Origin of the sequence: Microbacterium sp. dk485 (assembly GCF_004570445.1) — a bacterium.
In the GTDB taxonomy this organism is placed as follows: domain Bacteria; phylum Actinomycetota; class Actinomycetes; order Actinomycetales; family Microbacteriaceae; genus Microbacterium; species Microbacterium wangchenii.
In genome coordinates this window covers 1,888,932-1,911,098 of sequence record NZ_SPQW01000001.1, presented here as the reverse complement: position 1 = coordinate 1,911,098, position 22,167 = coordinate 1,888,932, and the positions used below count along the sequence as shown (strand labels likewise).

Genomic DNA, 22,167 nt, shown 5'->3' with positions numbered 1-22,167 from the left:
CCTTCGGGAGCGCGCTGTTCCACCGGCCTCGGAACCGCGGTGCTACGCGGGCCACACCAGCTCGTCTTGCCGGCTGAGGACTTCCTGGTGCAGAGACAGACGCACCGCCTGGACGTCGCCCCGATCGACGGTCTCGCGGCGGATGGCGAGGGAGACCTCCACCCTGGCGGGGCGCAGCGGGGCCGCGACGCGACGGAGCTCGGGGGCTGTCACGGCCATGAACTTCGGGAGGAATGCCACTCCCCCGCCATGTCGAGCCGCTTCGACCAGGGCGAAGATGTTGGTCGAGGCGAAGCGGATCTCGGCGCCCGGCACGTAGGCGTTCAGTTCGTGCTCCCGCACCCGCTCGAGCGAGTCGACCAGGTAGATCAGCGCGTGACGCTGCAACTCCTCCGCCGAGGCGGGGTCGCCGTGCTCCGTCAGGTACGGCCCGCTTGCGTAGAAGGCCGAGTCGTAACTGCACAGTCTCTCGATGAGCAGCCGGCTCCGGGGCGGCGTGCCGATGACAAGCGCGACGTCGAAGTCGGCCTGGCCGAGGGTCAGCCGGTGGGCGCCCGTGAGCAGTTCGACTGCGAGTCCGGGGTGCCGGGTCCGCAGCCTCGTGAGGGCGGGAACGACGAAACGCGATCCGAAGCCGTCCGCGGCCGTGACCCGGATCGTGCCCGTCATGCCGTCGGTCGCGGCCGTCGCGACGGATCGCGCCGCGGACTCGACGGCTTCCCCGATGGCGCGGCCATGCTCGGCCACGATGCGCCCCTCCGCGGTGAGCACCCAGGTGTCGTGGCCCCGTCCGATGAGCCGCGTCCCCAGCGCCGCCTCGAACCTGCGCAGGCGACGGGAGACGGTGCTGTGGTCCACACCGAGGCTGCGGGCTGCAGCGACCAGACGCCCCGTCTCCGACACCGCGGCCAAGTACCGCAGGTCGTCTGCGCGAATGTTCCTGATGTCGGCTTCGTCGACCACAGCGACCTCTCCCCCGAGCAGGCGCACGTCTGCACAGCTGGTGTGCACTTCCGCTCATATCCGCGCAGGCTACCGCAGTCCTACAGTCGGTCAAGCCGTCGCCGCCCGGTCGATCGGCCACACAGGATCAGGAGGATCCCGATGAGCAGACCCACCATCGTGCTGGTGCACGGAGCGTTCGCCGATGCCGCGAGCTGGACGCCCGTCACCCGGGCGCTTCTGGACGCGGGGCACCCCGTCATCGTCCCCCCGAACCCGCTGCGCACGCTCTCGGGCGATGCCGAAACGGTGCGCCGGGTCGTGGAGGCCGTCGACGGGCCCGTCCTCCTCGCCGGTCATTCCTACGGCGGCGCGGTGATCACGGTGGCGGGGGCCGCTGAGAACGTCGTCGGGCTGGTGTACGTGGCCGCGTACGCGCCGGACGAGGGCGAGAGCCCGGCAGACATGGATGCGCGCTATCCTGCGACGGACCTGCGCGATCACCTCGTCGCGCTGCCGAACCCGACCCCCGGGCGGGAAGACGGCGTCGACCTCTCCGTGGCGCCGGATGCATTCCTTCCCGTCTTCGCGGCCGGCCTCGACCCGCGCATCGCCGAAGTGCTCGCGGTGTCTCAGCGTTCGTTCGCCGATGCGGCCTACACCGAAGCCGCTTCCACCGCCGCATGGAGGGTCAAGCCGAGTTGGGGCATGGTGGCGACGGCGGATCGGACCGTTCAGCCCGACGTCCAGCGACACGGGTACGAGCGCGCCGGCACGCACATCGTCGAGATCGACGGTCCGCATCTGGCCATGCAGACGCATCCGCGCGACGTCGTCGCCCTCATCGAGACGGCGGTGAGCGCCACGGTCGCTGCCGCCGCATGAGGCGGCGCGACGGGCCGCACGGAGGGCCACCGACTCGCGGGGGCCCTCCGTGCGCCGGTCACGCGTTCGCGGTCACCCGTCGGTGTGCCCGGCCGCCGAAGTGAAGGTACGTCGGGAGGCCGTCGGCATCGGCCGGGTTGAAGAAGACCGCGAGCAGGGCTGCGTCGGAGATGGGCAGGTCGAGCAGGAACGAGTCCTCGCGGGCGACCGGCTGCAGGGGCAGGTCGACCATCGGAGGCCAGCCCTGATCCTGCGCGACGCCGTGAGAGGGCGTCACGGTGGCCAGCAGGCGGCCCTCCTGACCCGCGGAGATCTGCAGGCTCAGCCCTTCGCGTTCGTACGTGCCGACGTAGCGGCCGACCTCCGCCACTCCCGCATCCTCCAGCGCCGCGGGGTCGGGGCGCGGGCCGACCCCGAGCCGTCGCCCGAACAGCCAGTCTGCGAGCTCGCGGTACATGTTCAGCGCGCTTTCCACGTTGGTCTGCAGGCAGAACCCGAACCGCTGCTCCGGGGCGACGCGCATGAACGCGTTCTGCCCGATCGAGTTGCCGTCGTGGCCGATGACGGGAACATCGCCCCACCGGTCCAGGATCCAGCCCAGGCCCCAGCCTTTTCCGAGCACCGAGTCGTCGACCAGTTCCACCTGCTGCTCGAGCATGCTCGCGGCAAGCCCGGCGTCCAGCAGCCGCGTGCCATCCGGCGCCACCCCGCCGTCGAGGTGCAGTCGCACGAACTCGAGGACGTCACCGGCGGAGGCGACGACGGCGGATCCCATCGGGCCGAAGGCACGCCACAGGCCCCACGTCGTGCTCACGATCTGGGTCGCGGGATCTTCGGGGTCGGGGATGTGACCCACGGCGGCGGGATGGACGATCGCGTCCTCGGCGAACGACACGGTGTGCTGGAGTCCGAGCGGCGTGAAGATGCGCTCGCGCAGCGCCTGCTCGAAGCTCATCCCCATCTGGACCTCGACGATCCGACCCAGGATCGAGTACCCGCTGTTGCTGTAGCTCCAGATCGCCCCGGGCGGCGCGATCTGCGGCAGCTCGGCGCATCCGGCGACATACGCGGCGAGCGCGTCGTCGCCGCGTCCGGTGTCGGTGAAGTGGTCGCCGTCGAAACCACTCGTGTGGGTCAGCAGGTCGCGCGCGGTCACGGTGTCGCGGGCTCGGGGGTCGGCGACTTCGAAGTCGGGCAGGTAGGTGCGGATGGGGGCGTCGAGGTCGAGGGTCCCCTCCTCCACCAGCATCATGACCAGCGTCGCGGTGTAGAGCTTGCCGATGGAGCCGGGGAGGAAGAGCGCATCCGGGGTGGTCGCCTGCCCCGTCCGCAGGCTGAGCACGCCGGTGGCGACTTCGGTGACCGAATCGCCATCCAGGACGGCCAGCTGCGCGCCGGGGACGTCGTGCTTCGTGATCAATTCGGCGAGCTTCTGCTCCAGTTCCTCCGACGCGAACATCCCGTTCTCCTTCATTGCTCGACCTACAGTGTAGGTAAGAATACCTACACTGTAGGTATCGCTGTCAAGAGCGTTATGCTCGTCCGGTGGCGGCCCTGACGCGAAGACGCATCCTCGAGTGCGCGGTCGCCATCGCCGACCGCGACGGGCTGGATGCCGTGACCCTGCGCCGGATCGCCGGCGAGCTGGGGGTGCACGTCACGTCGCTGTACAACCACGTGGAGACGCGCGACGCCATCACCGACGGGATCGTCGAGCTCCTCCTCGACCAAGCCCACCTCCCCGTCACCCCGGTGGACTGGGAGGAGTGGGTCCGCACGTTCTTCGCCGCGATGAGTGCTCTGGCCATCCAGCATCCGGGTGCGTTCGCCGCGCTTTCCCGCCGACCCGTGCAGGGGGCGCGGGCCGCCGCGTCGTTCGAGATCGCGATGGCGGCCTTCGCGCGGGCGGGACTGTCCGCGGGCGAGGCCTACAGCGCCGTGAAAGCCGCCGTCTTCCCCGCGCTCATGGTGGGGGCCGAGCGCAGCATGAGCGCCCGGGGCGAGCTCCCCGAGACGGTCATGGAAGACCTCCCGCCCGAGAGCTTCCCTCAGTTCCACGCACTCGAGGATTACGACCCCACCCTGGCGTGGGCGTTCAGCCTCGAAACCCTGGTGGCGGGGCTGCGAGCGCAGATCTCGGATCGCGCGAGCACCGCCCGATAGGACGGTCCCGGCTCAGCCGGCGTGCGGGCCGTGGTCCTCGGTATCCGGTTCGGCACGCAGGAGATCGGCGATCTCCTCCTCCGGCCGCGGCGCCTCCGTCTCATCCGCCTCCAGCTCGGGGATCGTCGGCTCATCAGGGCCCGGAACATGCTCCTGGGACGAGTGCTCGGGGTGGGAAGACATGGCGGGCCCTTCGGTCGACGACCTCCACAGCGTATGCCCGACCCCGCCTCCTCACGTCAGGCGGCGCGTCGTGAGGAGGTGCTGGAGGATGGACTCGGTCGGAACGGATGCCGGATCGTACTTGTAGCTCAGCTTCTGCACGATCGAGATCTCGTCGATCACGCCTGCCACCTCCGGCGACCAGGGCTGCATCATGCTCAGCTGCAGCACGTGACTGGCGGCGCTCGAGAGATGGCCGGCTTCGGACCACTGCCCGCGGAACTCGGGGATCAGCGCCCGCAGGGCTTCGAAGATCCGGTGGTAGAGGAAGTAGTCGGGCAGATCGTCCCGCTCCGCCCACCACATCTCCAGCGCCGCGCGCTGCAGCCGGATGACGAGGGAACCGGGAGTGGCCGCGATGAACCAGTTGCCGATCTGTCCTGTGGTCCAGCGCGGATACAGCACGCCCGCGTCCAGGAACGGCCGGATGACCTCGCCCAGCGGGCGGGGCACCCAGCACGTCGCATCCACCCAGATCCCGCCGTGACGCTCGAGGAGGGCAGCCCTGACGTAATCGGCGAAGTGGGCGGGGCGGTCGTGCTCGAGCACCGACTGGACGCGCGGCGGAATATCGATCAGCTCGCGCACACTCCCCGCATCCAGCAGGCGAACGTCGGCATGCACACGCTGGAGTTGGGCGACGCATGCGCGGACGAGGTCGGGAGCGTCGTCCACGCCGGTGTTCCAGTACGAGTACACCGGAAGCGGCACGTCGCGGGCACGGGCGCCCTCTTCGGCGGCCAGTCGTCTCCCGAGGGCCGAGCTTCCGCGTCCGGCCGGCAGGCGCGCGGTACGGCGGAGTTCATCCGTGCGCTCGCGGAAGAACTCGGTGACGGCGCGGCTCCCCCGCCGGGCCGCGGCGGGGTCCACGGCGTCCTTGAACTTCTCGACGCGTGCGAGCTGTGCCGCGAGGCCTGCGAGGAAGGACGGGGCGCCGTCCTCCGCCGCACCGGGGCGGACGAGGTGGGCCATGGTTCAGTGTTCCACGTGACCGGCGCCGCGCGACGGCGACGGCAGGTGCGTCGCTCTGCCGATCGCCCTGACGGTGCAGTGGATCTCCCATCCCAGGCGCGGGCCCGCCGACCGCTTGTCCGCCGCCGCTTCCGCGTTCGCCCGCGCCCGAACTCCTCAAGACGGGCACGGAAATGGCGTCAACACCGGCTGCAACCGGTTCCCGGGGCTGGTTTTGCGGAGTTCGGGCGGGGGCGCGCCCGGTAGCGGTTCCGCAGAGCTGGCGGACGCGGGCATCCCGCCCGGGCCCGCCGGTGCCGCCCGAGGGTCGGGTTGCCGCCTCCGCCTGACCCGAACTCCTCAAGTCGGCCGCAGAATCGCCCGAACGCCGTGTACAACAGGTTCGCGGGGGCGGTTTTGCGGAGTTCGGGCGGGGCCGCGCCCGGACCAGGCAGCAGACGCCGCGAACCTTCCGGCGCTGTTCCTGCCGGCGCTGCCTGCCCGCGCGAAGCCGGCACCGACTCCCCACCACCGGCACACAGCACCGTGCTGAGTCGGGTGATTCAAAGGAGCTGATCCGGGGTGATGCGAGCCTCGGGGCGCCGCGGCGGCAGGACCAGGAGGAGCCCGAGGACGGCGCTGAGTCCGAGGCTGATGATGTTCCCGATGACGTCCAGCGCGGAGCCCTCCAGGTGCACCAGGTGATAGCCGAAGTGCAGGATCCCGAACACCGCCCACGCGACGCCGGCAACCCGGCCCGGAAGGGCACTGCGATGGACGATCGCGAGCACGCTCACTGCTGTCAGGGCGAGGTAGAAGCTCCCCACGTCGCGGATGAGGTGCTCGTTGTAGGGGCCGTCGACGTCGATCCAGTGCAGGCCGAAGCCGGGGAACGACGCATAGAACTCGGTCGGGAAGAACTGCGCCCAGATTCCGGCGTACAGCCCGAGGACCACGGTGAAGGCCAGCAGAACGCGGCGGAAAGGTGTGTTCACATCCACCAGACGACGCAGCGCCGGGAAACGTGAGGTGGGAACGGACCCTGCCGCGATCGTGGAACGCCGCCTACCGTCAAGGACATGGATCAGAGCGGCGACGCCGCCGGCGGCGGCGGCGGCGGCGAGGAGAGAAGATCCGATGAACGAGTGGACCGCCGAGGAGCTTCGCCGGCTCGACAGGATCGGCGAAGTGCGCGTCGCCGGCCGCCACGCCGATGGCACGTCGCGGACTCCCGTGATCGTCTGGCACGTGGTGGTGGACGGCCAGCTGTATCTGCGCTCGGTGAAAGGTCCGCGGGGCCAGTGGTTCCAGGGCGCCACGAAGTACTTCGACGGATTCCTCAGCTGGGATGGTCACACACGGCCGGTGGCCTTCACACTCGACTCCTCGCACGACGTCGCGATCGATGCCGCGTACGCCGCCAAGTACGGCAACGGGTCTGCGACCCGGGCGATCACCACGGCACTTGCGAAGCAGACCACCCTGCGCGTGAACCCCCGTTGACGCGGGCCGGCCCCCATCCACCACCACCGTCGAGTCGGATCCACTGCTGACGGGGCTGGCTCCATTCGCGTGCGACGTCGGTGAGCCAGATGGTGGAGTCAGGACCCCACCCGGCGATGACCGTGGCGTATTCACTGTCGATTTCAATGAGCTTCGTCGCCGAGGAAAGGTACCCCAGGGTCGTGAGGTGGGCGGCGTCCCATTGCTGCGCCACCCGCTCCCAGTCAGGGATGAGCCACCTGCCGTCACGCCCGGTGACGCGGAACCAGTCGTGGCGACGGGACGCGGTCACCTCCATCGGATAGTCGCGGCACAGATCCGCCCAGTCGTCGGCGGAGCCGATTTCGAGCACCCGTCCTGCTCCGCGTACCGGGATGACGGTCGCGACCTCCCACCCGAGGGAGTCCTCCACCAGTTCGAGTGCATCCCGTACCTGTGCGCGAGTTTGCAGAAGCTGCTGCGGGATCGACCACCACGTCCCGGACCAGTTGGCGTGCGGGTCTGACGGGCGCTCTCGTGCCGACCTCTCCTCCTCCTCGCCCTGCTCTCTCGTCCACCGGGAGAGAACTGCGGACGGATCGCCTTCGATCGGCATTCTGTCCGAGGCGACGCGCCAGTCCACCGCCCACTGCGCCCTCGCGGACGGCGCCGTCATGTCTGGCATCACCGCGACCAGGCGGGCGGCGACCCGTGACAGCGACTGCCGCACGACCGGCAGGGAGGCGACCCTGTCCGCACCATCGGGCTCCTGCCAGTAGAGAGCGAAGTCCACCGTTTCGCACATCGCCTCTCGGACAGTGGCTTCCGACACGGAGTCCATATCTGCATGCCGGATGAGGTCAGCGACTTCGGCATCCGCGGAAGGGCGGACTTCGACATCCTCGGCGCCCCCGGCACGGAGGAGGAGTGTCCCGGGATGGGGGTCCAGTTCATGCCCGAGCCGGAACACCGCGGTGCCCACCGCCTCATTGGTCCGGCACAGGTAGCCGAGGCACAGTCGGCGCCCCCGTGGCCCGCGCAACAGTTCCTCGGAGATGTCCATGTCGAAGCCAGCTTGGTCCACTGCGCACGCACGCGCGAGCCCGCCGGGCTTTCGCGGCGGAGGCATTCCGGACGGGGTGCTGTTCATCCTGGAGCAGCGAACCACCGACCTCGCGTTCAGCGACGTGATCCTCCCAGCCGACGGCGTGCTCGATGATGGCGTCGTTATCCTGAGCTGATCGCTGACTGCCAGGGAAGAAGGCCGAGTGGACCTGCACCGGGTTCTCCCCGAGCTGCGACAGCCGATGAAGCGCGCGCAGGTCTCAGCGCCGCGCTGGCTGGTGCGGACGGCCGTGAGACTGATGCCGGTGCCGAAGTCGGATGCCGTGCGCGTGACGAAAGCCCGCACCGGACGCGTCCGGCTCCGTGTGTACATTCCTGGGGGCGAGCGGAGCGGCGTGGGGTTGCTATGGGTGCACGGCGGCGGCCTGCTCTTCGGCGACGCGAAGCAGGACGAGTCTCTGTGCCTGTCCACGGCGGAGCGGCTGGGGATCGTGATCGTGTCAGCGAACTACCGGTTCGCTCCCGAGCACCCTTTCCCCGCCGCGCACGAGGACGTCCTGGCGGCATGGGACTGGTTCCTCGAGCACGCGGAAGAGCTCGGCGTCGATCCTGACCGCATCGTCGTCGGGGGCGAGAGCGCCGGGGCAGGGCTCGCGGCGGCCCTGGCGCACCGCATCCACGACGACGAAGCCAACCGCGAGGGCTGGGCGGGGTACCTCGGCACTGCGCCAGGTGAAGAGACGGTGCCACCGCACGCGGTTCCTGCCCGTCGCACCGACCTTGGGGGGCTGCCGCCGACCTTCATCACGTGGGGGGACATCGAGCTGTTCGCCGATGAAGACCGGGCCTACGCCGAGGCCCTCCGCCTGGCAGGCGTGCCGGTGACGACCGACGTCGTCAAGGGTGCACCGCACGGCTTCGAGAACTGGGCGAAGGACACGCCCACAGCCCGCGCCCTTCTCGGCCGCGCGCAGGAGTGGCTGCGGAGTACGACCCGACGACGATAGAGCGTGGCGACGTCGAAGTCGCCCCCGGACGCAGAACTACCTCTCCGCGGACGAGCCGAGGTTGTCCGCGGCGACGGCCGTCCGGAAGGGCACCAGGAATCGGATGAGCGCGTCAGCGAGGTCATCCGGTGCTTCCTCGGCCATGTGGTGGCCGGAGTCGATGCCGTGACCGGTGACCTCGTCGGCCCACGCGCGCCAGATGACCCGCGGATCGCCGTAAAGCTGCTCCAGGTCGTCTCGCAGCGACCACAGCACGTGAACGGGCATCGCGAGGCGCCTGCCGGCCGCTCGGTCGGCTTCCTCGTCCGCACGATCGACGGTGAGGCCGGCGCGATAGTCCTCGAGCATGGCGCGGACGACCTCGGGATCCCGGATCGCTTCCTTCCACTCGGCATGGTTTGCAGCGCCCATCGTCTCCTCATCGCCGACATACCAGGCGTCGGGGTCGGCGTTGATGACGCGCTCCGGGATCTCCGGCTGGGCGAAGAAGAACCAGTGCCACCATTCGGTTGCGAACCGCGCGTCCGCTCTGCGCAGATGCTCGCTGATCGGCAGTCCGTCCAGCACGACCAGCCCCTGCACGCGCGCCTCGTGGTCCAGCGCCAGGCGAAGGGCGACGTAGCTCCCTCGGTCATGCCCGATCGCGATGAACTTCTCGTGACCCAGCCGGCTCATCAGCCGCGCCATGTCGTTCGCGACCGCGCGTTTGGAGTGAGCGGAATGGTCCGCGCGGGGTCGCGGGCCGATGGAGCGGCCGTAGCCGCGCAGATCCGGGACGATCACGCTGTACCCGGCCCGAACGAGGAGTGGTGCCACCCTGTGCCACGTGGCCCCCGTACGCGGATGCCCGTGCAGAAGCAGCACGGCAGGGCCCTCCCCCGCACGACGTACGCGGAGGGTGGTGTCGCCCACAGGCACATCGCCGATCGTGAATCCATCGAACACCGCTCCAGCCTGCCGCACGCCGGGCGCCTCGGGGGTCACCCGATGAGATAGACCATTCCGCGACCGTCCGCCGCGAGCGACTCGACGAACTCCTGCGCCCGTCGGAGATAGTCGAGGACGTAGCGAAGCTCGTCCTCATCGTCCGCTCCGTCGTGGCTGCTCCAGGTACCGGCCCACGCTCGCACCCGAGACTCGTCGATGGCACTGAGCTGGTCACGGATCGAGGGCACCTCCTCCGGGAGGATCGTCCGGACCCACGGGTCCCGCCCCAGGTCGTGCATCGTGACATGTCCCTCGAACATGCGGTGGCACGAGCCCCCGGCGGGGTCACCGGGAGCTGGGCGCGTGAGTGACTGCAGAGCAGACCAGGCCTTGTCGAGGTAGAGCATGTCGCGCTTCGGCGGGACCTGCTCGAACGTTGCGACGCTCAGGGACGCGTGAGGCTCCAAGCCCCACGCGTCGGCGAGCGGATCGCTGGAGAGGATGCTGTGTGGATCATCGACCGCCTGCTGAGCGAGGGCGGTGTCAAAGGCGTATGCGTAGTAGCGGATTCCCATGCGGTCATCATCCCGACCGAGGTGCCGCCCCGATCCTGGCATCTGACACTCTGGGGAGAACGCGCTCGTATCCCGCGCTGTGGTGGAACGGCAGTGCGGTGCCCGCTGCTGTTAGGCCGGCCGCTGCACGTGGATGCACCGTCACACGGCGCGGCGCTGCGCCACCAAGGGGCAGTCGAACGGGTCGCGTTCGCCGAGCCCGACCCGGTTGATGTATCGGATGACGATGGCGTACGACTGGAGCAGCGTGGTCTCCGTGTACGGGATCCCGCGCGCGCGGCAGTACTCCGCCACGATCGGCGCAGCCTTTCGCAGGTGCGGTCGCGGCATCGAGGGGAACAGGTGGTGTTCGATCTGATAGTTCAGTCCGCCCATGGCGATGTCGAGGAGACGGTTGCCGCGGATGTTGCGGCTGGTGAGCACCTGGCGCTGCAGGAAGCCGATCTTCCCGTCCGCCGGGGCCATCATCATGCCCTTGTGGTTCGGGGCGAACGACGCGCCCATGTAGAACCCGAACACCCCGAGCTGCACCGCGAGGAATGCTAGGGCGAGAGCGGGAGAGAGCACGAGGAAGACGAGCACGCCGTACCCGATGAGGCGAAAGCCGATCAGAAGGATCTCGACCCAGCGGCGGTCCACGGGATCACGCGACAGGACCCGCTGCACACTCGCCGCGTGCAGCGCCACGCCCTGCAGCGGAAGGATGGGGAAGAAGAACAGCCCCTGATGCGCGGCCAGCCAGCGCAGCACTCGGTTCCGGCGCTGCACCCGCTCCGGTGTCAAAGGGATGACCGGGAGCTCGGTGTCGGGATCCGTCCCCAGCTTGTTCGGGTTGGCGTGGTGCCGGCTGTGCCTGTGTCGCCACCAGCCGTAGCTCATGCCGACGAAGAGATCCCCGATGACGAGGCTCGTCCAGTCGTTCCACTTGCCGGAGGCGAAGATCTGCCGGTGGGCGGCGTCGTGACCGAGGAAGGCGACCTGCGTGAACAGCACGCCCAGCACGACGGCCGTGATCAGCTGCCACCAGGTGTCGCCGATCAGGACGAACACGGCGAGCGCGGCGATCACCAGCAGTGGAAGCCCGATCAGCTTCGCCCAGTAGTAGGCGTAGCGACGGCGCATCAGGCCGCTGGCCTGGATCGTTCTCGCGAGCTCGGTGAAGTCGCTGTTGCGGTGTCCGGTGCGCGCGGGGGCGGGCGGCGGGGCGTGCTCGTCAGCGCTCTCGTGTTTCCTCACGGGCCGTTCAACCTTCCTTGAATTGCGTGACCCACACACAATAGCGACTGATGCGGCTGACGGGGCGGTGACATCTTCGGGCGCGTTGGCCGCCGGGTGTGCTTACATCGGGAGATGACCGGGCCCGTTGACGGGGATGCTCCACCGCTGCTTCCTCCGCAGCTAGGACGCGTGTGGGGTACCGGCGAGCACGGGACGAAACGCGGAAGGCGTCCCTCGCTCGACCTGGAGATGATCGTCACCACGGCGGCCGAGTTCGCCGACTCCGACGGGATCGCTTCTCTGTCCCTGGTTCGACTGGCTGAGCTGCTCCACGTGTCCGCGAACGCCCTGTACCGCTATCTCGATTCGCGCGACGAACTCGACGTGCTTCTTCGTGAGCATGCGCTCGCGCTTCCCCCTACCCCGGCGTCAGGCACGGACTGGCAAGTCGACGCGCGTGACTGGGCGCACCGTTTGCGCAGCCGCTACCTCGCGCACCCATGGCTGGCGGATCTGCGCTTGACCGTCCCCGTCACCCCGAACGCGCTGGGCTGGCTGGAGGCACTTCTCGCCGCCCTCGAGTCGAGCCCGCTACCCCGACACGACATCCTCCGGGCGGCGGCACTCCTCGACGGATTCGTTCGGGCTCACTTCATCTCACAGCGGGATGTCGCCGCATGGGCGGCGCACCCGCTCTCGGAAGAAGACCTCGTCGAGCGAGTGGCACCCTTATTGGACGCGCGCGGATATGGCCGCGTCGCGACGATGTTCCGTTCTGGTCGGTACCAGCAGCCCACCGCCGAAACGCACGAGCGAGAGTTCGACTACGGACTCGAGCGGATCCTGCTCGGGCTCGCGGCGTAACCGGCCCGATCACGAACGGGCCGCGCCTGCCGCCGTGGGTCAACTGAAGACGAGCCAGCGGATACCGGGCGCTTGCCGTGCACATAGACCGGCGCGCAACAAGCCCTCACCCTGCAGCCGACATCGCGCCACAATCGACGCACAAGAACCGTCCGGGAGACCGGCACAGGCTCCTGCGATGTCAACCGCCCCGGAGAGTGCGATGAGATCAGGGGCGCGCTCGCCGAGGATGACGAGCGCGCGTCAGGTGTGACGATCCATGCCCCTCCCCCGGGACCGGCGAAACGGTTTCGGTTCACAGGCATCCGCGCTTGCACCGTCAAGGTTGGCGAAGCTCCTGGGTCGCGTGCGACCGGCGATCGAGCGCAGAAGGAGAAGAGCAATGTCTGCAAACAGAGCTGTCGCCTACAAGGGACCGGGTCTGGTCGAAGTGACCGACACCGCGTACCCCGAGTTCGAGCTCAAGGACGGGCCGGGCGTGAACCCGGCGAACATCGGCCGGAAGGTGCCGCACGGAGTCATCCTGCGCACGGTCGCGACCAACATCTGCGGGTCGGATCAGCACATGGTGCGCGGGCGCACCACCGCACCCTCGGGGCTCGTGCTGGGGCACGAGATCACGGGCGAGGTCGTCGAGACCGGCCCGGATGTCGAGTTCATCGAGGTGGGCGACATCGTGTCGGTGCCGTTCAATATCGCGTGCGGCCGCTGTCGCAACTGCAAGGAGGGCAAGACCGGCATCTGCCTGAACGTCAATCCCGACCGGCCCGGCAGCGCGTACGGGTACGTCGACATGGGCGGATGGGTGGGCGGGCAGGCCGAGTACGTGCTCGTGCCGTATGCCGACTGGAATCTGCTGAAGTTCCCGGATCGCGAGCAGGCGTTGGAGAAGATCCTCGATCTGACGATGCTCTCCGACATCTTCCCGACGGGCTTCCACGGCGCGTTCACCGCCGGGGTCGGCCCCGGTTCGACGGTGTACATCGCCGGCGCCGGTCCGGTCGGACTGGCGGCGGCCGTCGGCGCGCAGCTGCTGGGCGCCGCGGTCGTCATCGTCGGCGACCTCAACGAGGATCGCCTCGCCCAGGCCCGCTCCTTCGGCTGCGAGACGGTCGATGTCTCCCAGGGCGATCCGAAGGAGCAGATCGAGCAGCTCCTCGGTGTCCCCGAGGTCGACTCCGCGGTCGACGCCGTCGGCTTCGAAGCGCGCGGGCACGGATCGGATGCGTCGCACGAGGCGCCTGCGACGGTCCTCAACTCGCTGATGGATCTCACCGCCGCCGGCGGCGCGCTCGGCATCCCGGGACTGTACGTGACCGGAGACCCGGGTGGGGTCGACGAGGCCGCCAAGGTCGGTTCGCTGTCGCTGCGACTGGGTCTCGGCTGGGCGAAGTCGCTGTCGTTCACGACCGGCCAGTGCCCGGTCATGCGATACAACCGTCAACTCATGATGGCGATCCTGCACGACAAGGTACAGATCGCCCAGGCCGTGAACGCGACGCCGATCTCGCTCGATGACGCGCCCCGCGGCTACGCCGAGTTCGACTCGGGAGCGGCGAAGAAGTACGTGCTGAACCCGAACGGGTACATCAAGGCCGCGTGAGGTCCGCGCTGACGGAGTGAACGATGGAGCGGGGGCACCCACCGCGCGCCGAGGTCACGGCAGCGGTGCCTCCGCTTCCTCGATGCGCACGCTGGCTGGTCGCCCCCTCAGTGGGACGAGAGGTGCAGTTCTCGAAGCCGCGCGATGCCGGCCGCTTCCGCGCGGAAGATCTCTGCGAGTCTCACACTCATGGCCTCGAACGTCGCCGCGGAGTCGTAGTCCGGCAGGTCGCGGTTCGCTTCGAAGAGCTTCCATCGGCGCAGCGCCGCATCCCTTCTCTGCTCGCTCCCGTCGTCGCCCTGCGCCAACGACTCGGCCACGCCGGCTGTGAGCTCGCGCACGTCGTCGAAGAGGGCGTCGCCCTGCGGCAACGCCGTATCGGCCAGGTCTTGCCACATGTCGCCGATCTCCCGCCACCTGCTGGCCTCCGCTTCGATCTGCGGACGTCGCAGCACCTGTCCCGCCTCCTCGAGAAAGTCACCGAACAGCCCGCGCAGATGACCACCCGCTGCGTTCACCGGAGCGATCGCATCCCAGGTTCCTGCGAGCCCAGTGAGCAGATCAGTGCCACCGGCGAAGACCGTCGGCCATCCCTTCTTCGCCTTGTCGTCCACGATCAGCTTCGACCACTTCTGCCACGCGGGCAGCGAGAAGCTCGTCGACGCGGAGGACAGATGGTCGATCACGACGGACAGCCCATCGAGAACCGCCGACTCGACACGATCCGCGGTGAGGACGACATTCCTCGAGCGAACCGCCAGCATCGCGTTCTTGTATGACCCGACCCGTGACCTCGCGTCGTCGAGCATGTCGCGCTGCACCGTGAGCGGGTGAAGGTTTCGGTCATCGAGATGCACCCGACCGTCCGTTTCTGCGTACGCGACGACGGGATGCCCGCCGTGCCCATCGAGGTGGGCGGGCAGGTTCCAGTAGCCGATCCGGTATCGATCAGGCCAGACGATGCTCGGATTACCTGCCGCGAGTTCTCTCGACAGCAACGCCGATGCGGTCTTTTCACCCCCTGTGCGGGTGAAATCGGCATCCACTCCCAGGCGGGAGAGCGCGGGGACCGCTCGGCGGTCCAGGTGGTTCCACGAGTGCCCGAAGCCGAGGACCAGGTGGATCTCCTTGTGCTCCTGGAATTCCCACAGGATGTATCCGGCCCCGATGCCGCCCGCGATCCCGAAGAGCAGCGCCTCCGAGAGCGGGCCGTTCACGCCGACCACGCCACGATGTGCGAGCACCTTCGCGAGGTTCGACGCGTCGGGGTCGGTTCCCCCGCGAAGCGCCCAGCCGTGGTCGGCTTCGACGGTGCTGTCGGTGACGAATCTCGCGCGAGCGGAGGCGTACCGCTCGCCGGTCCTCGCCATCCGTTCGCGGATACGCGCCTTGAGTTGCTTCTGTCCGGTCATGACCAGGTTCCCCGGTTGCCCTCGCGATCCTCGCCCGCGCTTCAGACCGTGCAACCGTTCTGTGTCGACAACCAGACCTGCTGTATCCCGAGGCTCACGAAGTCCCCTTTGCCTCCGCATCGCCGATCCGCGCGGGGAACCGGTCAGGAGGTTGGGCGTGGGATGCGCCTGGCCGACAGTGTACTGAACGCACGATGAGCGATCCACTGTCGGTGCGGACCGGGCCGCTTTCTGGGGTGGGGCTCCGCGGCAGCTGCTTCGGTCGTTCCCGACCCGCGGGCATCAGACGTCATCGCCGAACGACGAGCAACCCCCCTGCCAGGCAGATGGCGGCCATGGAAAGACTCACCGCTTGGTAGGAGCCCCAGAGACCGGCGAGTACCGCAGCGGCGCCGGGGGCGAGGGCCGTGAGGGCAGAGATCGGCGCAGCCAGCATCCCGTTCAATCGCCCGTAAGAGGTCGTGCCCCAACGGTCCGAAACAGCGGACGCCTGAACAAGAGTGAATGCACCGCGAACGGCACCGGCAAGGATGGCGGCGGCGAAAATCCATCCGGGTTCGCGGGCGACGGCATAGCCGGCGAGGGATGCAGCGCCCAGCGCCCCAACGACCACCGGTGCGATCCAAGGGGCGGACCGGTACGGGACCGCCAGGTAGAGCACTCGCCCGAGGATTTGCCCTGCACCGATGAGCCCCAACACCCAGGACGCGGATTGGAGATCGAGCCCCTTCTCCACGGAAGCCGGGACCGCGGACAGTGTCGCCGCGCCCAGCGAGAACGAGAGCAGGGCGAGCGCGACCGTGAGGACCCAGAACCTCGTCGATTGCAGCGCCCGTCGCGAAGCACCGTTCGTCGCGGCCGATGCTTCCAGGTGGGGCCACGCGCGCTCCACCGTGAGGAAGTACACCGGGACCAGCACGCCAGCGAGGATCACAGCCAGGATCGCAAACGCGACCCGCCAACCCACCTCGACGACGAGCCATCCCGTAAACGGCGCAAAGATGGTCGATGCGAGTCCACCCGCGAGGGTTACCAGCGTGAGGGGTCCGCGACGGTCCGACCGGTAACGGTGGGTGATGACCGTGAAGGCGGCCTGGTACAGCACCGCGGCTTGAGCCGCACCGCATACGATCCACGCTGTCGCGAAGGTCCAGATGTTCTGGGAGGCCGCCGCGCCGAGCATCGCAAGTGTGCCGAGCACGGCACCGGAAACCATGACGCGACGCGGATGCCGATCCAGCCAGCGACCCACGGCGATCGCACAGACGGCGGATGAGAGGAGCCCCGCGGTGATCGCCAGGAACACTTCCCGATCCGTCCAATCGGTGTCGCCGGCGATCGCGGGCGCGGCTACGAGAACGGCGTAGTACAGCACACCCCACGCGACGATCTGGGTGATCGCCATCGCGAGGAGCCCCGCGCCTTTCCCACTGATCGACAACGAGGGGATCGTTGCCCGTGCGCGCCACCTATCCACGAGATCGGTTACGGTCATCGCGCCACGCAACGAGATCGCGGAGAGGTCCAAGATCCCAACGGGGCGCCTCGAGACCGACGGTGATCAAGCGGGTCCCAACGGTGAAGAGCGCTTCGGCGTTTGCGCAATAGTCGTCGACGTCCTCGGCGAACCGCCCGGGCTTCGGACTCACCCCCGCCGATCTCTCGATGTCAGCCGGATCGCGGCCAATCTGATGACACCAACCGTCCAGTACCGCGTGCTTGTGAGCGATCGTTCCTGCGTCGCCGAATCCGTGCCAAACATCGGCGTGCCGCGCAGCGATCCGCAGGGTGACCTTCTCGCCGCCCCCACCGATCAGGACCGGGATCTGCCGAGTTGGCGCGAGGTTGAGTTTCCCCCACCGGTCCCGGATGGCGGCCAAGCCCGCCTCCAGCATGCGCAGCCGATCTCCCGGGGTGCCGAAGGCGTAGCCGTACTCGACATGGTCCCGCTCTGCCCAGCCTGCGCCGATGCCGAGGATGAGACGCCCACCAGCACCGCGGTCGCTGATGTGGTCGACGGTGCGGGCCATGTCCGCCAACAACCGAGGATTTCGGTAGCTGTTGGACGAGACGAGCACGCCGAGGTCCGCGCGTTCGGTGGACTCGGCCCACGCTGCCAGCATCGTCCAGGCCTCGAAGTGGGCGCCATCGGGGTCGCCGGACAGCGGAAAGAAGTGGTCCCAGTTGAACACCACGTCCACCCCGGTCTCCTCGGCGGCGGCCAGCGCGCGACGAATGTCGTCGTATTCGGCATGTTGCGGCTTGACCTGAGCTCCGATGCGCACGCGTCGGTCAGCGCGAGGAACGTGCAGGGACTCATTTCGCTCGGCCGGGATCACGGCTAGCCGCCGACTGGCACGAAGTGCGAGTCCGGCGATTGAGGCGCCGATCGCGGCGGAATCCTTCGCCACGCCCACACACACCCACAGGCCAGAGCGACCACCACGCCCAGTTGAACGAGCCCGCCGGCGAGATTCGGCTGCGGCAGCAGTGCGCCCGTCGCGTTACCGGCGAAGTGGAGAACGATCGCTGCCCACACTCCCCCTGACAGCCGCTCGGACACGAAGAGAAACAACACCGATAACGGGATCATCGTCAGGAGGTACACGCCGGCGCGGGGCGTGAAGAGCCCCATCGCATGCTGACCGGTGCCGGCCAACAGGAAGAGCGGTAAGTGCCAGACGGCCCACGTCGCCCCCAACACGGCGGCCGTGGGCAGCACTCCCAGCCGCATGCGCAGGCGCGGCTGAACGTACCCGCGCCAACCGAACTCTTCCGCGATGGGCCCGGTGAGCAGGAAGATCACGATGAACGGGAGCAAGCCGCCCATTGAGGTGATCGTCTCCCCGGCGTGCGCATCAAGTCGACCGCCGGAGACGATCGCCGCGCTGACGAGTGCGGGGAGCGCACCGAGCACCAAGGCGGCGGGCACCCACACCCATGGACGCCGGATGCGCCGGCGCGGCACGTCACCTCGGCTGAGCAGGAGCACCGCAAGGAGCGCGGCCAAGGACGGACCGCACGCACCGAGGGAGTACAGCCAGATCCCTGGCGACGTCGTCACGGCACCACCGACGAGAGGGAGAGCCATCCAGAATCCTCCGCTGATGACCGCACACGCCAGCGCGAAGAAGAGAAGCTGCCCGCGCAGTGTCGCCGCACGCCGAGTGCGCGCCGGATTTGTTTGCATGGTCACCCGCGTCATTGTGCGGGCCCGCCCGGACGCTCGGCTTGGAAATACGCGACAACCTGGTCTGGAGCGCCGCCTGGGAAGCACCTTGAGGGCTGTGTCAGTCACTGGGCATGGGGCGCGCCGTGGTGGCGTCCGTCGTCGAATACGTGCCTGCGCCTGAGACGACCAGGCCGTCCGGGCCGAACTCAAGTACCTCGCTGACGAGTTTCCCCGCGTGATTCCGGTAGTTGATGACGACGATGTGTACGCCGAGGTAGATGCCTTCGAGATCGAAATACAGATCGGGAATGCGCTCCAGGCCCAGTTGCCAGTATGCCCGTATCGCTTCCTTCCCACGCAGTACGCCCTCCGTGTGAGGAAGAAGCTGGCGAGCTACAGGCGAAGTGAAGATCGCGTCCTCAGCGAAGTGCGACAAGACCCCATCGAGGTCGTGTGCATTCCACGCCTCGACCCAGCGGCTGGCGAAATCCCGGGCTGCTTCGTGATCCATGGCCGCAAGGGTAGAACTCCCGGAGCCGGAGATGGCCGCCTTCCTTCGGTGTTTCACGCTGGGATGACGTCGGCTGGTTGCGTCTCCTACAATCGCCGCATGCCGAGCGCGGAATCGACGTTTCAGGTCCAGGGTTATGAGTCGGTGGAGTGGTCTCCCGAGATCACCACAGGTTTGCCGACTGGTCACGCGCATATTCGGAAGGCTTTCACGGGGGCCCTGTCAGGCCGTGCAACCGCGCAGTTCAGCTACGCATACGACGGGGAGTCCAACACCGGTACCTTCGTCGCTCTGGAGTCCATCGAGGCAACGCTGGACGGCAGGCAGGGCAGCTTCAACGTGGTTCACTCCTCGACCGTGCAGGGGGGAGCGGTCGGCCCCTCGCGCAGCGATTACTTGCGTATCGTGCCGGGCAGCGGCACTGGTGCTCTCCGGGGCATATCCGGAGACGGTGCCCTTTGGGTGGAAGCGGATGGGACTCATCGCATGCGGCTGGACTACGAGATCCCAGATCTACCGGCATGACCGAGCCGCATGACGCGCGGGTCGGTACGCTGCGTCCGTGATCGACCCGACGCGCGGTGTGCTCTTTCCGCACCAACTGCCCCGGTTCACCCGGCTGGCGCCGCCTCCCGAGGCGTCCGAACTGATTGCGTGGCTGTGGGTCCCGCAGTGGAACCTGCCTCCGGGCGTGGAGTCGCATCAGAGTCTGCTCGCGTATCCCGCGGCGAACATCGTCGTTGAACCGACGGAAGTGAGGCTGTGGGGCGCGACGACGCGCGCATCGGAGCGCGTGCTCCGCGGCAGCGGGTGGGCGGTGGGAGCGGTGCTGCGCCCTGCCGCACTGATGAAGCTCAGCGACGCGCCCGCTGAGCTGGTGGACGGCTTCGTCGAGGTCTGCGCACCTGACCTGCACGAGGCGGTCGCTGCGGCCATGCCCGACGAGCAGGCTGCGGCCGACGCCCTATCGCGGTGGCTCATCGCGCGTGTCGGCACGACGACAGCTGGGGGGCGCCTCGCGAATGAGATGTCGGACTTGTTGCTCAGCGATTCCCGCATCCGTCGCGTCGAGGAAGCGGCGCGGCGGATGCTCGTGTCGACCCGGACTTTTCAGAGACTCACTCGCCGAACGGTGGGAGTGTCCCCCGCTGCGATGATTCGCCGCCGCCGTCTGCAGGAGGCAGCGCAGCGCGTGCGGGAGGGCGGAGGCAGCTCCTTAGCCGAGGTCGCTGCGGAACTGGGATACGCCGACCATGCTCATCTGGCCGCAGACTTCCGAGCCGAGCTGGGGCTGACCGCCTCCGAGTACCACCGGATCATCCGCTCGATCAGCGAATCGGTGGCCTGGCGCCTACCGGCTGACGCACCGCGCAAGCCCCGATCGCGGATGTGAACGCTCAGGAAAGAGCGAGACGGAGAACACTTCGAGCCTGCTCCCTCGACTTCACTCTCGCCTCCGGGCCGTACAACGCGTCGAGGAGAAGACCATCCATGATCGCGAGAAGAGCGGTCGACTTCTCGGCGGCATCCGAAACGCCGAGGGACACCAGACGCTCCGTGAGGGCTTCGTGCACTGCTCGGCCGGATTCACGCAGCGCCGTTTGCAGCTCGGGGCGCCTCCTGCTTTCCAACGTCAGCTCGAGTCGCGCAACATGCGACGATCGATCGCCGCCGTCAGCGCTGACGGCGAAGGCCAGCGAGTCAATCAGCTGGCCTGTAGAGCCGGCAGGGATCCGCGCAATCTTCAGGACGTCATCCTGCGCGAGTCTGTGAGCCGCGGCAGAAAGGAGGTCGCCGCGCGACCGGAAATAGTACGACGTGGTGCCGTCTGGGACCCCGGCGGCGCGGTCGACCGCGCGGTGGGTCAGCCCCCGGCTGCCCTGGAGCGCGAGAGTGGCAACTGCAGCGGACGCGAGCAGTTGACGGCGCGGCGTGTTCAGCAACGGGTTCGTCCTCTTGACAGTGGCTTCTACAGATGTAGAGTACCGCAATCCTCTACATCTGTAGAACCAAGTTGAAGGGCGGCCGATGCCATACGGTTATCTGATCACTCTCGCGTGCGCAGGTGTCATGGTGTGCCTCGCCATGGCTCCGCCGACGAGGCCGCGCCCTGTCGCCCGGTTGGGCTACCTGCTTGGCATGGTCGTGAACGAGATCCCGCTGCTGGCAATGCTGTACATCCTCATCGTCACCGCGTTCGCGGTTGCATGGGACGATCTTCTGGCGACATGGCAGGGGGCGGTCGCGCTTCTAGCCGCGGGCGCCATCGTGGTGGGGTGCGCGATATTGCAGGCGCGGGTGCTGCGGGCGCGACGAGCAGTCTCCCACGCCTTGGGAGAGCCACTCCGGCCACGGCGCCGGGTGTGGCGTTCTCGCTTGCTGCCGATCCCCACTCGTCCTCGGGCCGTACGCCGGTTCAAGGATCTGCCCTACGGCGCAGGCGGGCGTGGGCAACGGCTCGACCTCTACGCATTGCGTGCTCCCGCACAGCGACCATCGCCGGTCGTTCTATATCTTCACGGTGGCGGCTACTTCGGAGGGGATAAGCGCTGGGAATCGCTCGCATTGATGTATCGCCTGGCACTAAGCGGCTGGGTTGTGGTGAGCGCCAACTATCAGCTGAGACCTCGGGTGGGTTACCCGGAGCATGTCATCGATGTGAAGCGCGCCATTGCGTGGGTGCACCGGAACTCGGACAGGTATGGCCTTGACCCATCCTCGCTCGTCGTCTGCGGGAGCTCCGCCGGCGCTCATCTGGCGCTGATCGCCGCCCTGAGCCCCGGCGAACGTCGGTTCCAACCCGGCTTCGAGGACGTCGACACACGAGTTGCCCTCGCGATCGGGCTCTATGGCTACTACGGGAGATACTACGGCCGGGGAGAATCTGAGGATCTCCCCTCGTCGCCCTTCGGGTTCGATGCCACCGCAGCGCCCCCCGTGCTTCTCGTGCACGGCGACCGGGACAGCTACACCTCTGTCGAGGGGGCGCGGGCGCTTGCCCACCAGTTGAAGTCCCGGTCGAAGAATCCCGTCGTTCTCGTGGAACTCCCCGGTGCGCAGCACGGCTTCGACCTCCTCGCATCCGAACGCTTCGAGGCAGTGGTCGACGGGATCGAAACATTCCTTGCGCGTGCACTCGCCCGCGTTCCCCAGGCGCAGCGCCCGTAG

25 protein-coding genes are annotated in these 22,167 nt (G+C 68.2%); 10 read left to right on the top strand and 15 right to left on the bottom strand.

From position 1 onward, the window contains the following. Nucleotides 1-42: 42 nt before the first annotated feature. Nucleotides 43-1,011 carry a LysR family transcriptional regulator gene (locus tag E4V99_RS08980; protein ID WP_209305603.1) on the bottom strand — a complete coding sequence of 323 codons (969 nt, stop codon included), beginning with the start codon at nucleotides 1,009-1,011 and terminating at the stop codon, nucleotides 43-45. Nucleotides 1,012-1,104: 93 nt separating this feature from the next. Here E4V99_RS08980 and E4V99_RS08975 point away from each other — a divergent pair, with 93 nt between their 5' ends. Next, on the top strand, nucleotides 1,105-1,827 hold the full coding sequence (locus E4V99_RS08975) for an alpha/beta hydrolase (protein WP_135116994.1): 723 nt from the start codon (nucleotides 1,105-1,107) through the stop codon (nucleotides 1,825-1,827). 58 nt (nucleotides 1,828-1,885) lie between these two features. Here E4V99_RS08975 and E4V99_RS08970 read toward each other — a convergent pair whose 3' ends face one another. Next, nucleotides 1,886-3,286 (bottom strand): serine hydrolase domain-containing protein, encoded by a 1,401-nt coding sequence (locus tag E4V99_RS08970; protein WP_167758104.1) that lies wholly within the window; start codon nucleotides 3,284-3,286, stop codon nucleotides 1,886-1,888. Between the two features lie 86 nt (nucleotides 3,287-3,372). Here E4V99_RS08970 and E4V99_RS08965 point away from each other — a divergent pair, with 86 nt between their 5' ends. Further along, the gene (locus E4V99_RS08965) at nucleotides 3,373-3,990 is read left to right on the top strand and encodes a TetR family transcriptional regulator (RefSeq protein WP_135116992.1); all 618 of its coding nucleotides are present in this window, start codon (nucleotides 3,373-3,375) and stop codon (nucleotides 3,988-3,990) included. A gap of 12 nt (nucleotides 3,991-4,002) precedes the next feature. Here E4V99_RS08965 and E4V99_RS18445 read toward each other — a convergent pair whose 3' ends face one another. The 3 genes from E4V99_RS18445 to E4V99_RS08955 all read right to left on the bottom strand — a co-directional run bounded on the left by E4V99_RS18445 (nucleotide 4,003) and on the right by E4V99_RS08955 (nucleotide 6,158). Continuing rightward, nucleotides 4,003-4,173 (bottom strand): hypothetical protein, encoded by a 171-nt coding sequence (locus E4V99_RS18445; protein WP_167747817.1) that lies wholly within the window; start codon nucleotides 4,171-4,173, stop codon nucleotides 4,003-4,005. A gap of 51 nt (nucleotides 4,174-4,224) precedes the next feature. Further along, nucleotides 4,225-5,184, bottom strand: a complete 960-nt coding sequence (locus tag E4V99_RS08960; protein ID WP_135069172.1) for a capsular polysaccharide synthesis protein — start codon at nucleotides 5,182-5,184, stop codon at nucleotides 4,225-4,227. Nucleotides 5,185-5,726: 542 nt separating this feature from the next. Continuing rightward, complete coding sequence (locus E4V99_RS08955; RefSeq protein ID WP_240742721.1) at nucleotides 5,727-6,158, bottom strand: hypothetical protein; 432 nt, start codon at nucleotides 6,156-6,158, stop codon at nucleotides 5,727-5,729. Between the two features lie 142 nt (nucleotides 6,159-6,300). Between E4V99_RS08955 and E4V99_RS08950 the strand changes: the two genes are divergently transcribed. Then, nucleotides 6,301-6,666 (top strand): DUF2255 family protein, encoded by a 366-nt coding sequence (locus E4V99_RS08950; RefSeq protein ID WP_135069175.1) that lies wholly within the window; start codon nucleotides 6,301-6,303, stop codon nucleotides 6,664-6,666. Here E4V99_RS08950 and E4V99_RS08945 read toward each other — a convergent pair. Further along, the gene (locus E4V99_RS08945) at nucleotides 6,617-7,438 is read right to left on the bottom strand and encodes a hypothetical protein (RefSeq protein WP_187270474.1); all 822 of its coding nucleotides are present in this window, start codon (nucleotides 7,436-7,438) and stop codon (nucleotides 6,617-6,619) included. The genes E4V99_RS08950 and E4V99_RS08945 overlap by 50 nt on opposite strands. A 268-nt stretch (nucleotides 7,439-7,706) precedes the next feature. Between E4V99_RS08945 and E4V99_RS08940 the strand changes: the two genes are divergently transcribed. Together E4V99_RS08940 and E4V99_RS08935 are read left to right on the top strand one after the other, a co-directional pair. Then, nucleotides 7,707-7,886 carry a hypothetical protein gene (locus tag E4V99_RS08940; protein ID WP_135069178.1) on the top strand — a complete coding sequence of 60 codons (180 nt, stop codon included), beginning with the start codon at nucleotides 7,707-7,709 and terminating at the stop codon, nucleotides 7,884-7,886. 27 nt (nucleotides 7,887-7,913) lie between these two features. After that, nucleotides 7,914-8,717 carry an alpha/beta hydrolase gene (locus tag E4V99_RS08935; RefSeq protein ID WP_240742722.1) on the top strand — a complete coding sequence of 268 codons (804 nt, stop codon included), beginning with the start codon at nucleotides 7,914-7,916 and terminating at the stop codon, nucleotides 8,715-8,717. A gap of 36 nt (nucleotides 8,718-8,753) precedes the next feature. Here the strand turns inward: E4V99_RS08935 and E4V99_RS08930 are convergent, their stop codons facing one another. The 3 genes from E4V99_RS08930 to E4V99_RS08920 form a co-directional block, all read right to left on the bottom strand. After that, a complete protein-coding gene (locus E4V99_RS08930; RefSeq protein ID WP_135071474.1) occupies nucleotides 8,754-9,662 on the bottom strand; it encodes an alpha/beta hydrolase in 909 nt (302 codons plus the stop codon). Nucleotides 9,663-9,697: 35 nt separating this feature from the next. After that, complete coding sequence (locus E4V99_RS08925) at nucleotides 9,698-10,219, bottom strand: DUF1877 family protein (protein WP_167747818.1); 522 nt, start codon at nucleotides 10,217-10,219, stop codon at nucleotides 9,698-9,700. Between the two features lie 141 nt (nucleotides 10,220-10,360). Continuing rightward, the gene (locus E4V99_RS08920) at nucleotides 10,361-11,455 is read right to left on the bottom strand and encodes an acyl-CoA desaturase (protein ID WP_240742723.1); all 1,095 of its coding nucleotides are present in this window, start codon (nucleotides 11,453-11,455) and stop codon (nucleotides 10,361-10,363) included. Nucleotides 11,456-11,686: 231 nt separating this feature from the next. Here E4V99_RS08920 and E4V99_RS08915 point away from each other — a divergent pair, with 231 nt between their 5' ends. After that, nucleotides 11,687-12,301 (top strand): TetR/AcrR family transcriptional regulator C-terminal domain-containing protein, encoded by a 615-nt coding sequence (locus E4V99_RS08915; protein ID WP_167747819.1) that lies wholly within the window; start codon nucleotides 11,687-11,689, stop codon nucleotides 12,299-12,301. 382 nt (nucleotides 12,302-12,683) lie between these two features. Then, nucleotides 12,684-13,904 (top strand): formaldehyde dehydrogenase, glutathione-independent, encoded by a 1,221-nt coding sequence (gene fdhA, locus E4V99_RS08910; RefSeq protein ID WP_135116990.1) that lies wholly within the window; start codon nucleotides 12,684-12,686, stop codon nucleotides 13,902-13,904. A 107-nt stretch (nucleotides 13,905-14,011) separates the two neighbouring features. Here the strand turns inward: fdhA and E4V99_RS08905 are convergent, their stop codons facing one another. From E4V99_RS08905 to E4V99_RS08885, 5 genes are all read right to left on the bottom strand, one after another. Then, complete coding sequence (locus E4V99_RS08905) at nucleotides 14,012-15,316, bottom strand: BtrH N-terminal domain-containing protein (protein ID WP_167747820.1); 1,305 nt, start codon at nucleotides 15,314-15,316, stop codon at nucleotides 14,012-14,014. A 289-nt stretch (nucleotides 15,317-15,605) separates the two neighbouring features. Continuing rightward, nucleotides 15,606-16,811, bottom strand: coding sequence for an MFS transporter (locus E4V99_RS08900; protein ID WP_135069192.1), 1,206 nt, complete (start codon nucleotides 16,809-16,811; stop codon nucleotides 15,606-15,608). After that, nucleotides 16,786-17,628 carry an LLM class F420-dependent oxidoreductase gene (locus E4V99_RS08895; protein WP_135071480.1) on the bottom strand — a complete coding sequence of 281 codons (843 nt, stop codon included), beginning with the start codon at nucleotides 17,626-17,628 and terminating at the stop codon, nucleotides 16,786-16,788. Before E4V99_RS08895 ends, E4V99_RS08900 begins: the two co-directional genes overlap by 26 nt. Nucleotides 17,629-17,657: 29 nt before the next feature. Beyond that, a complete protein-coding gene (locus E4V99_RS08890) occupies nucleotides 17,658-18,407 on the bottom strand; it encodes a CPBP family intramembrane glutamic endopeptidase (protein WP_167747821.1) in 750 nt (249 codons plus the stop codon). Between the two features lie 199 nt (nucleotides 18,408-18,606). Further along, on the bottom strand, nucleotides 18,607-18,999 hold the full coding sequence (locus E4V99_RS08885) for a nuclear transport factor 2 family protein (protein ID WP_135069198.1): 393 nt from the start codon (nucleotides 18,997-18,999) through the stop codon (nucleotides 18,607-18,609). A gap of 99 nt (nucleotides 19,000-19,098) precedes the next feature. On the opposite strand from E4V99_RS08885, the gene E4V99_RS08880 reads away from it, so the two are divergent. Both E4V99_RS08880 and E4V99_RS08875 read left to right on the top strand, forming a co-directional pair. Then, nucleotides 19,099-19,524, top strand: coding sequence for a DUF3224 domain-containing protein (locus tag E4V99_RS08880; RefSeq protein ID WP_135069201.1), 426 nt, complete (start codon nucleotides 19,099-19,101; stop codon nucleotides 19,522-19,524). Between the two features lie 37 nt (nucleotides 19,525-19,561). Continuing rightward, a complete protein-coding gene (locus E4V99_RS08875; protein ID WP_135069204.1) occupies nucleotides 19,562-20,392 on the top strand; it encodes a helix-turn-helix domain-containing protein in 831 nt (276 codons plus the stop codon). A 4-nt stretch (nucleotides 20,393-20,396) separates the two neighbouring features. Here E4V99_RS08875 and E4V99_RS08870 read toward each other — a convergent pair whose 3' ends face one another. Then, nucleotides 20,397-20,942 carry a TetR family transcriptional regulator C-terminal domain-containing protein gene (locus E4V99_RS08870; RefSeq protein ID WP_135069206.1) on the bottom strand — a complete coding sequence of 182 codons (546 nt, stop codon included), beginning with the start codon at nucleotides 20,940-20,942 and terminating at the stop codon, nucleotides 20,397-20,399. 202 nt (nucleotides 20,943-21,144) lie between these two features. Here E4V99_RS08870 and E4V99_RS08865 point away from each other — a divergent pair, with 202 nt between their 5' ends. Then, entirely contained in the window at nucleotides 21,145-22,167 is a 1,023-nt protein-coding gene (locus E4V99_RS08865; RefSeq protein ID WP_209305602.1) for an alpha/beta hydrolase, read from the top strand.

Bases quoted from the DNA above. Each gene is read 5' to 3' on its own strand.
- E4V99_RS08925 (WP_167747818.1), bottom strand. From the start codon at position 10,219: ATGGGAATCCGCTACTACGCATACGCCTTTGACACCGCCCTCGCTCAG.
- E4V99_RS08905 (WP_167747820.1), bottom strand. From the start codon at position 15,316: ATGACCGGACAGAAGCAACTCAAGGCGCGTATCCGCGAACGGATGGCG.
- E4V99_RS08890 (WP_167747821.1), bottom strand. From the start codon at position 18,407: ATGGCTCTCCCTCTCGTCGGTGGTGCCGTGACGACGTCGCCAGGGATC.
- E4V99_RS08940 (WP_135069178.1), top strand. From the start codon at position 7,707: ATGTCGAAGCCAGCTTGGTCCACTGCGCACGCACGCGCGAGCCCGCCG.
- fdhA (WP_135116990.1), top strand. From the start codon at position 12,684: ATGTCTGCAAACAGAGCTGTCGCCTACAAGGGACCGGGTCTGGTCGAA.
- E4V99_RS18445 (WP_167747817.1), bottom strand. From the start codon at position 4,173: ATGTCTTCCCACCCCGAGCACTCGTCCCAGGAGCATGTTCCGGGCCCT.
- E4V99_RS08960 (WP_135069172.1), bottom strand. From the start codon at position 5,184: ATGGCCCACCTCGTCCGCCCCGGTGCGGCGGAGGACGGCGCCCCGTCC.
- E4V99_RS08970 (WP_167758104.1), bottom strand. From the start codon at position 3,286: ATGTTCGCGTCGGAGGAACTGGAGCAGAAGCTCGCCGAATTGATCACG.
- E4V99_RS08880 (WP_135069201.1), top strand. From the start codon at position 19,099: ATGCCGAGCGCGGAATCGACGTTTCAGGTCCAGGGTTATGAGTCGGTG.
- E4V99_RS08900 (WP_135069192.1), bottom strand. From the start codon at position 16,811: ATGACCGTAACCGATCTCGTGGATAGGTGGCGCGCACGGGCAACGATC.
- E4V99_RS08915 (WP_167747819.1), top strand. From the start codon at position 11,687: ATGATCGTCACCACGGCGGCCGAGTTCGCCGACTCCGACGGGATCGCT.
- E4V99_RS08950 (WP_135069175.1), top strand. From the start codon at position 6,301: ATGAACGAGTGGACCGCCGAGGAGCTTCGCCGGCTCGACAGGATCGGC.
- E4V99_RS08975 (WP_135116994.1), top strand. From the start codon at position 1,105: ATGAGCAGACCCACCATCGTGCTGGTGCACGGAGCGTTCGCCGATGCC.
- E4V99_RS08885 (WP_135069198.1), bottom strand. From the start codon at position 18,999: ATGGATCACGAAGCAGCCCGGGATTTCGCCAGCCGCTGGGTCGAGGCG.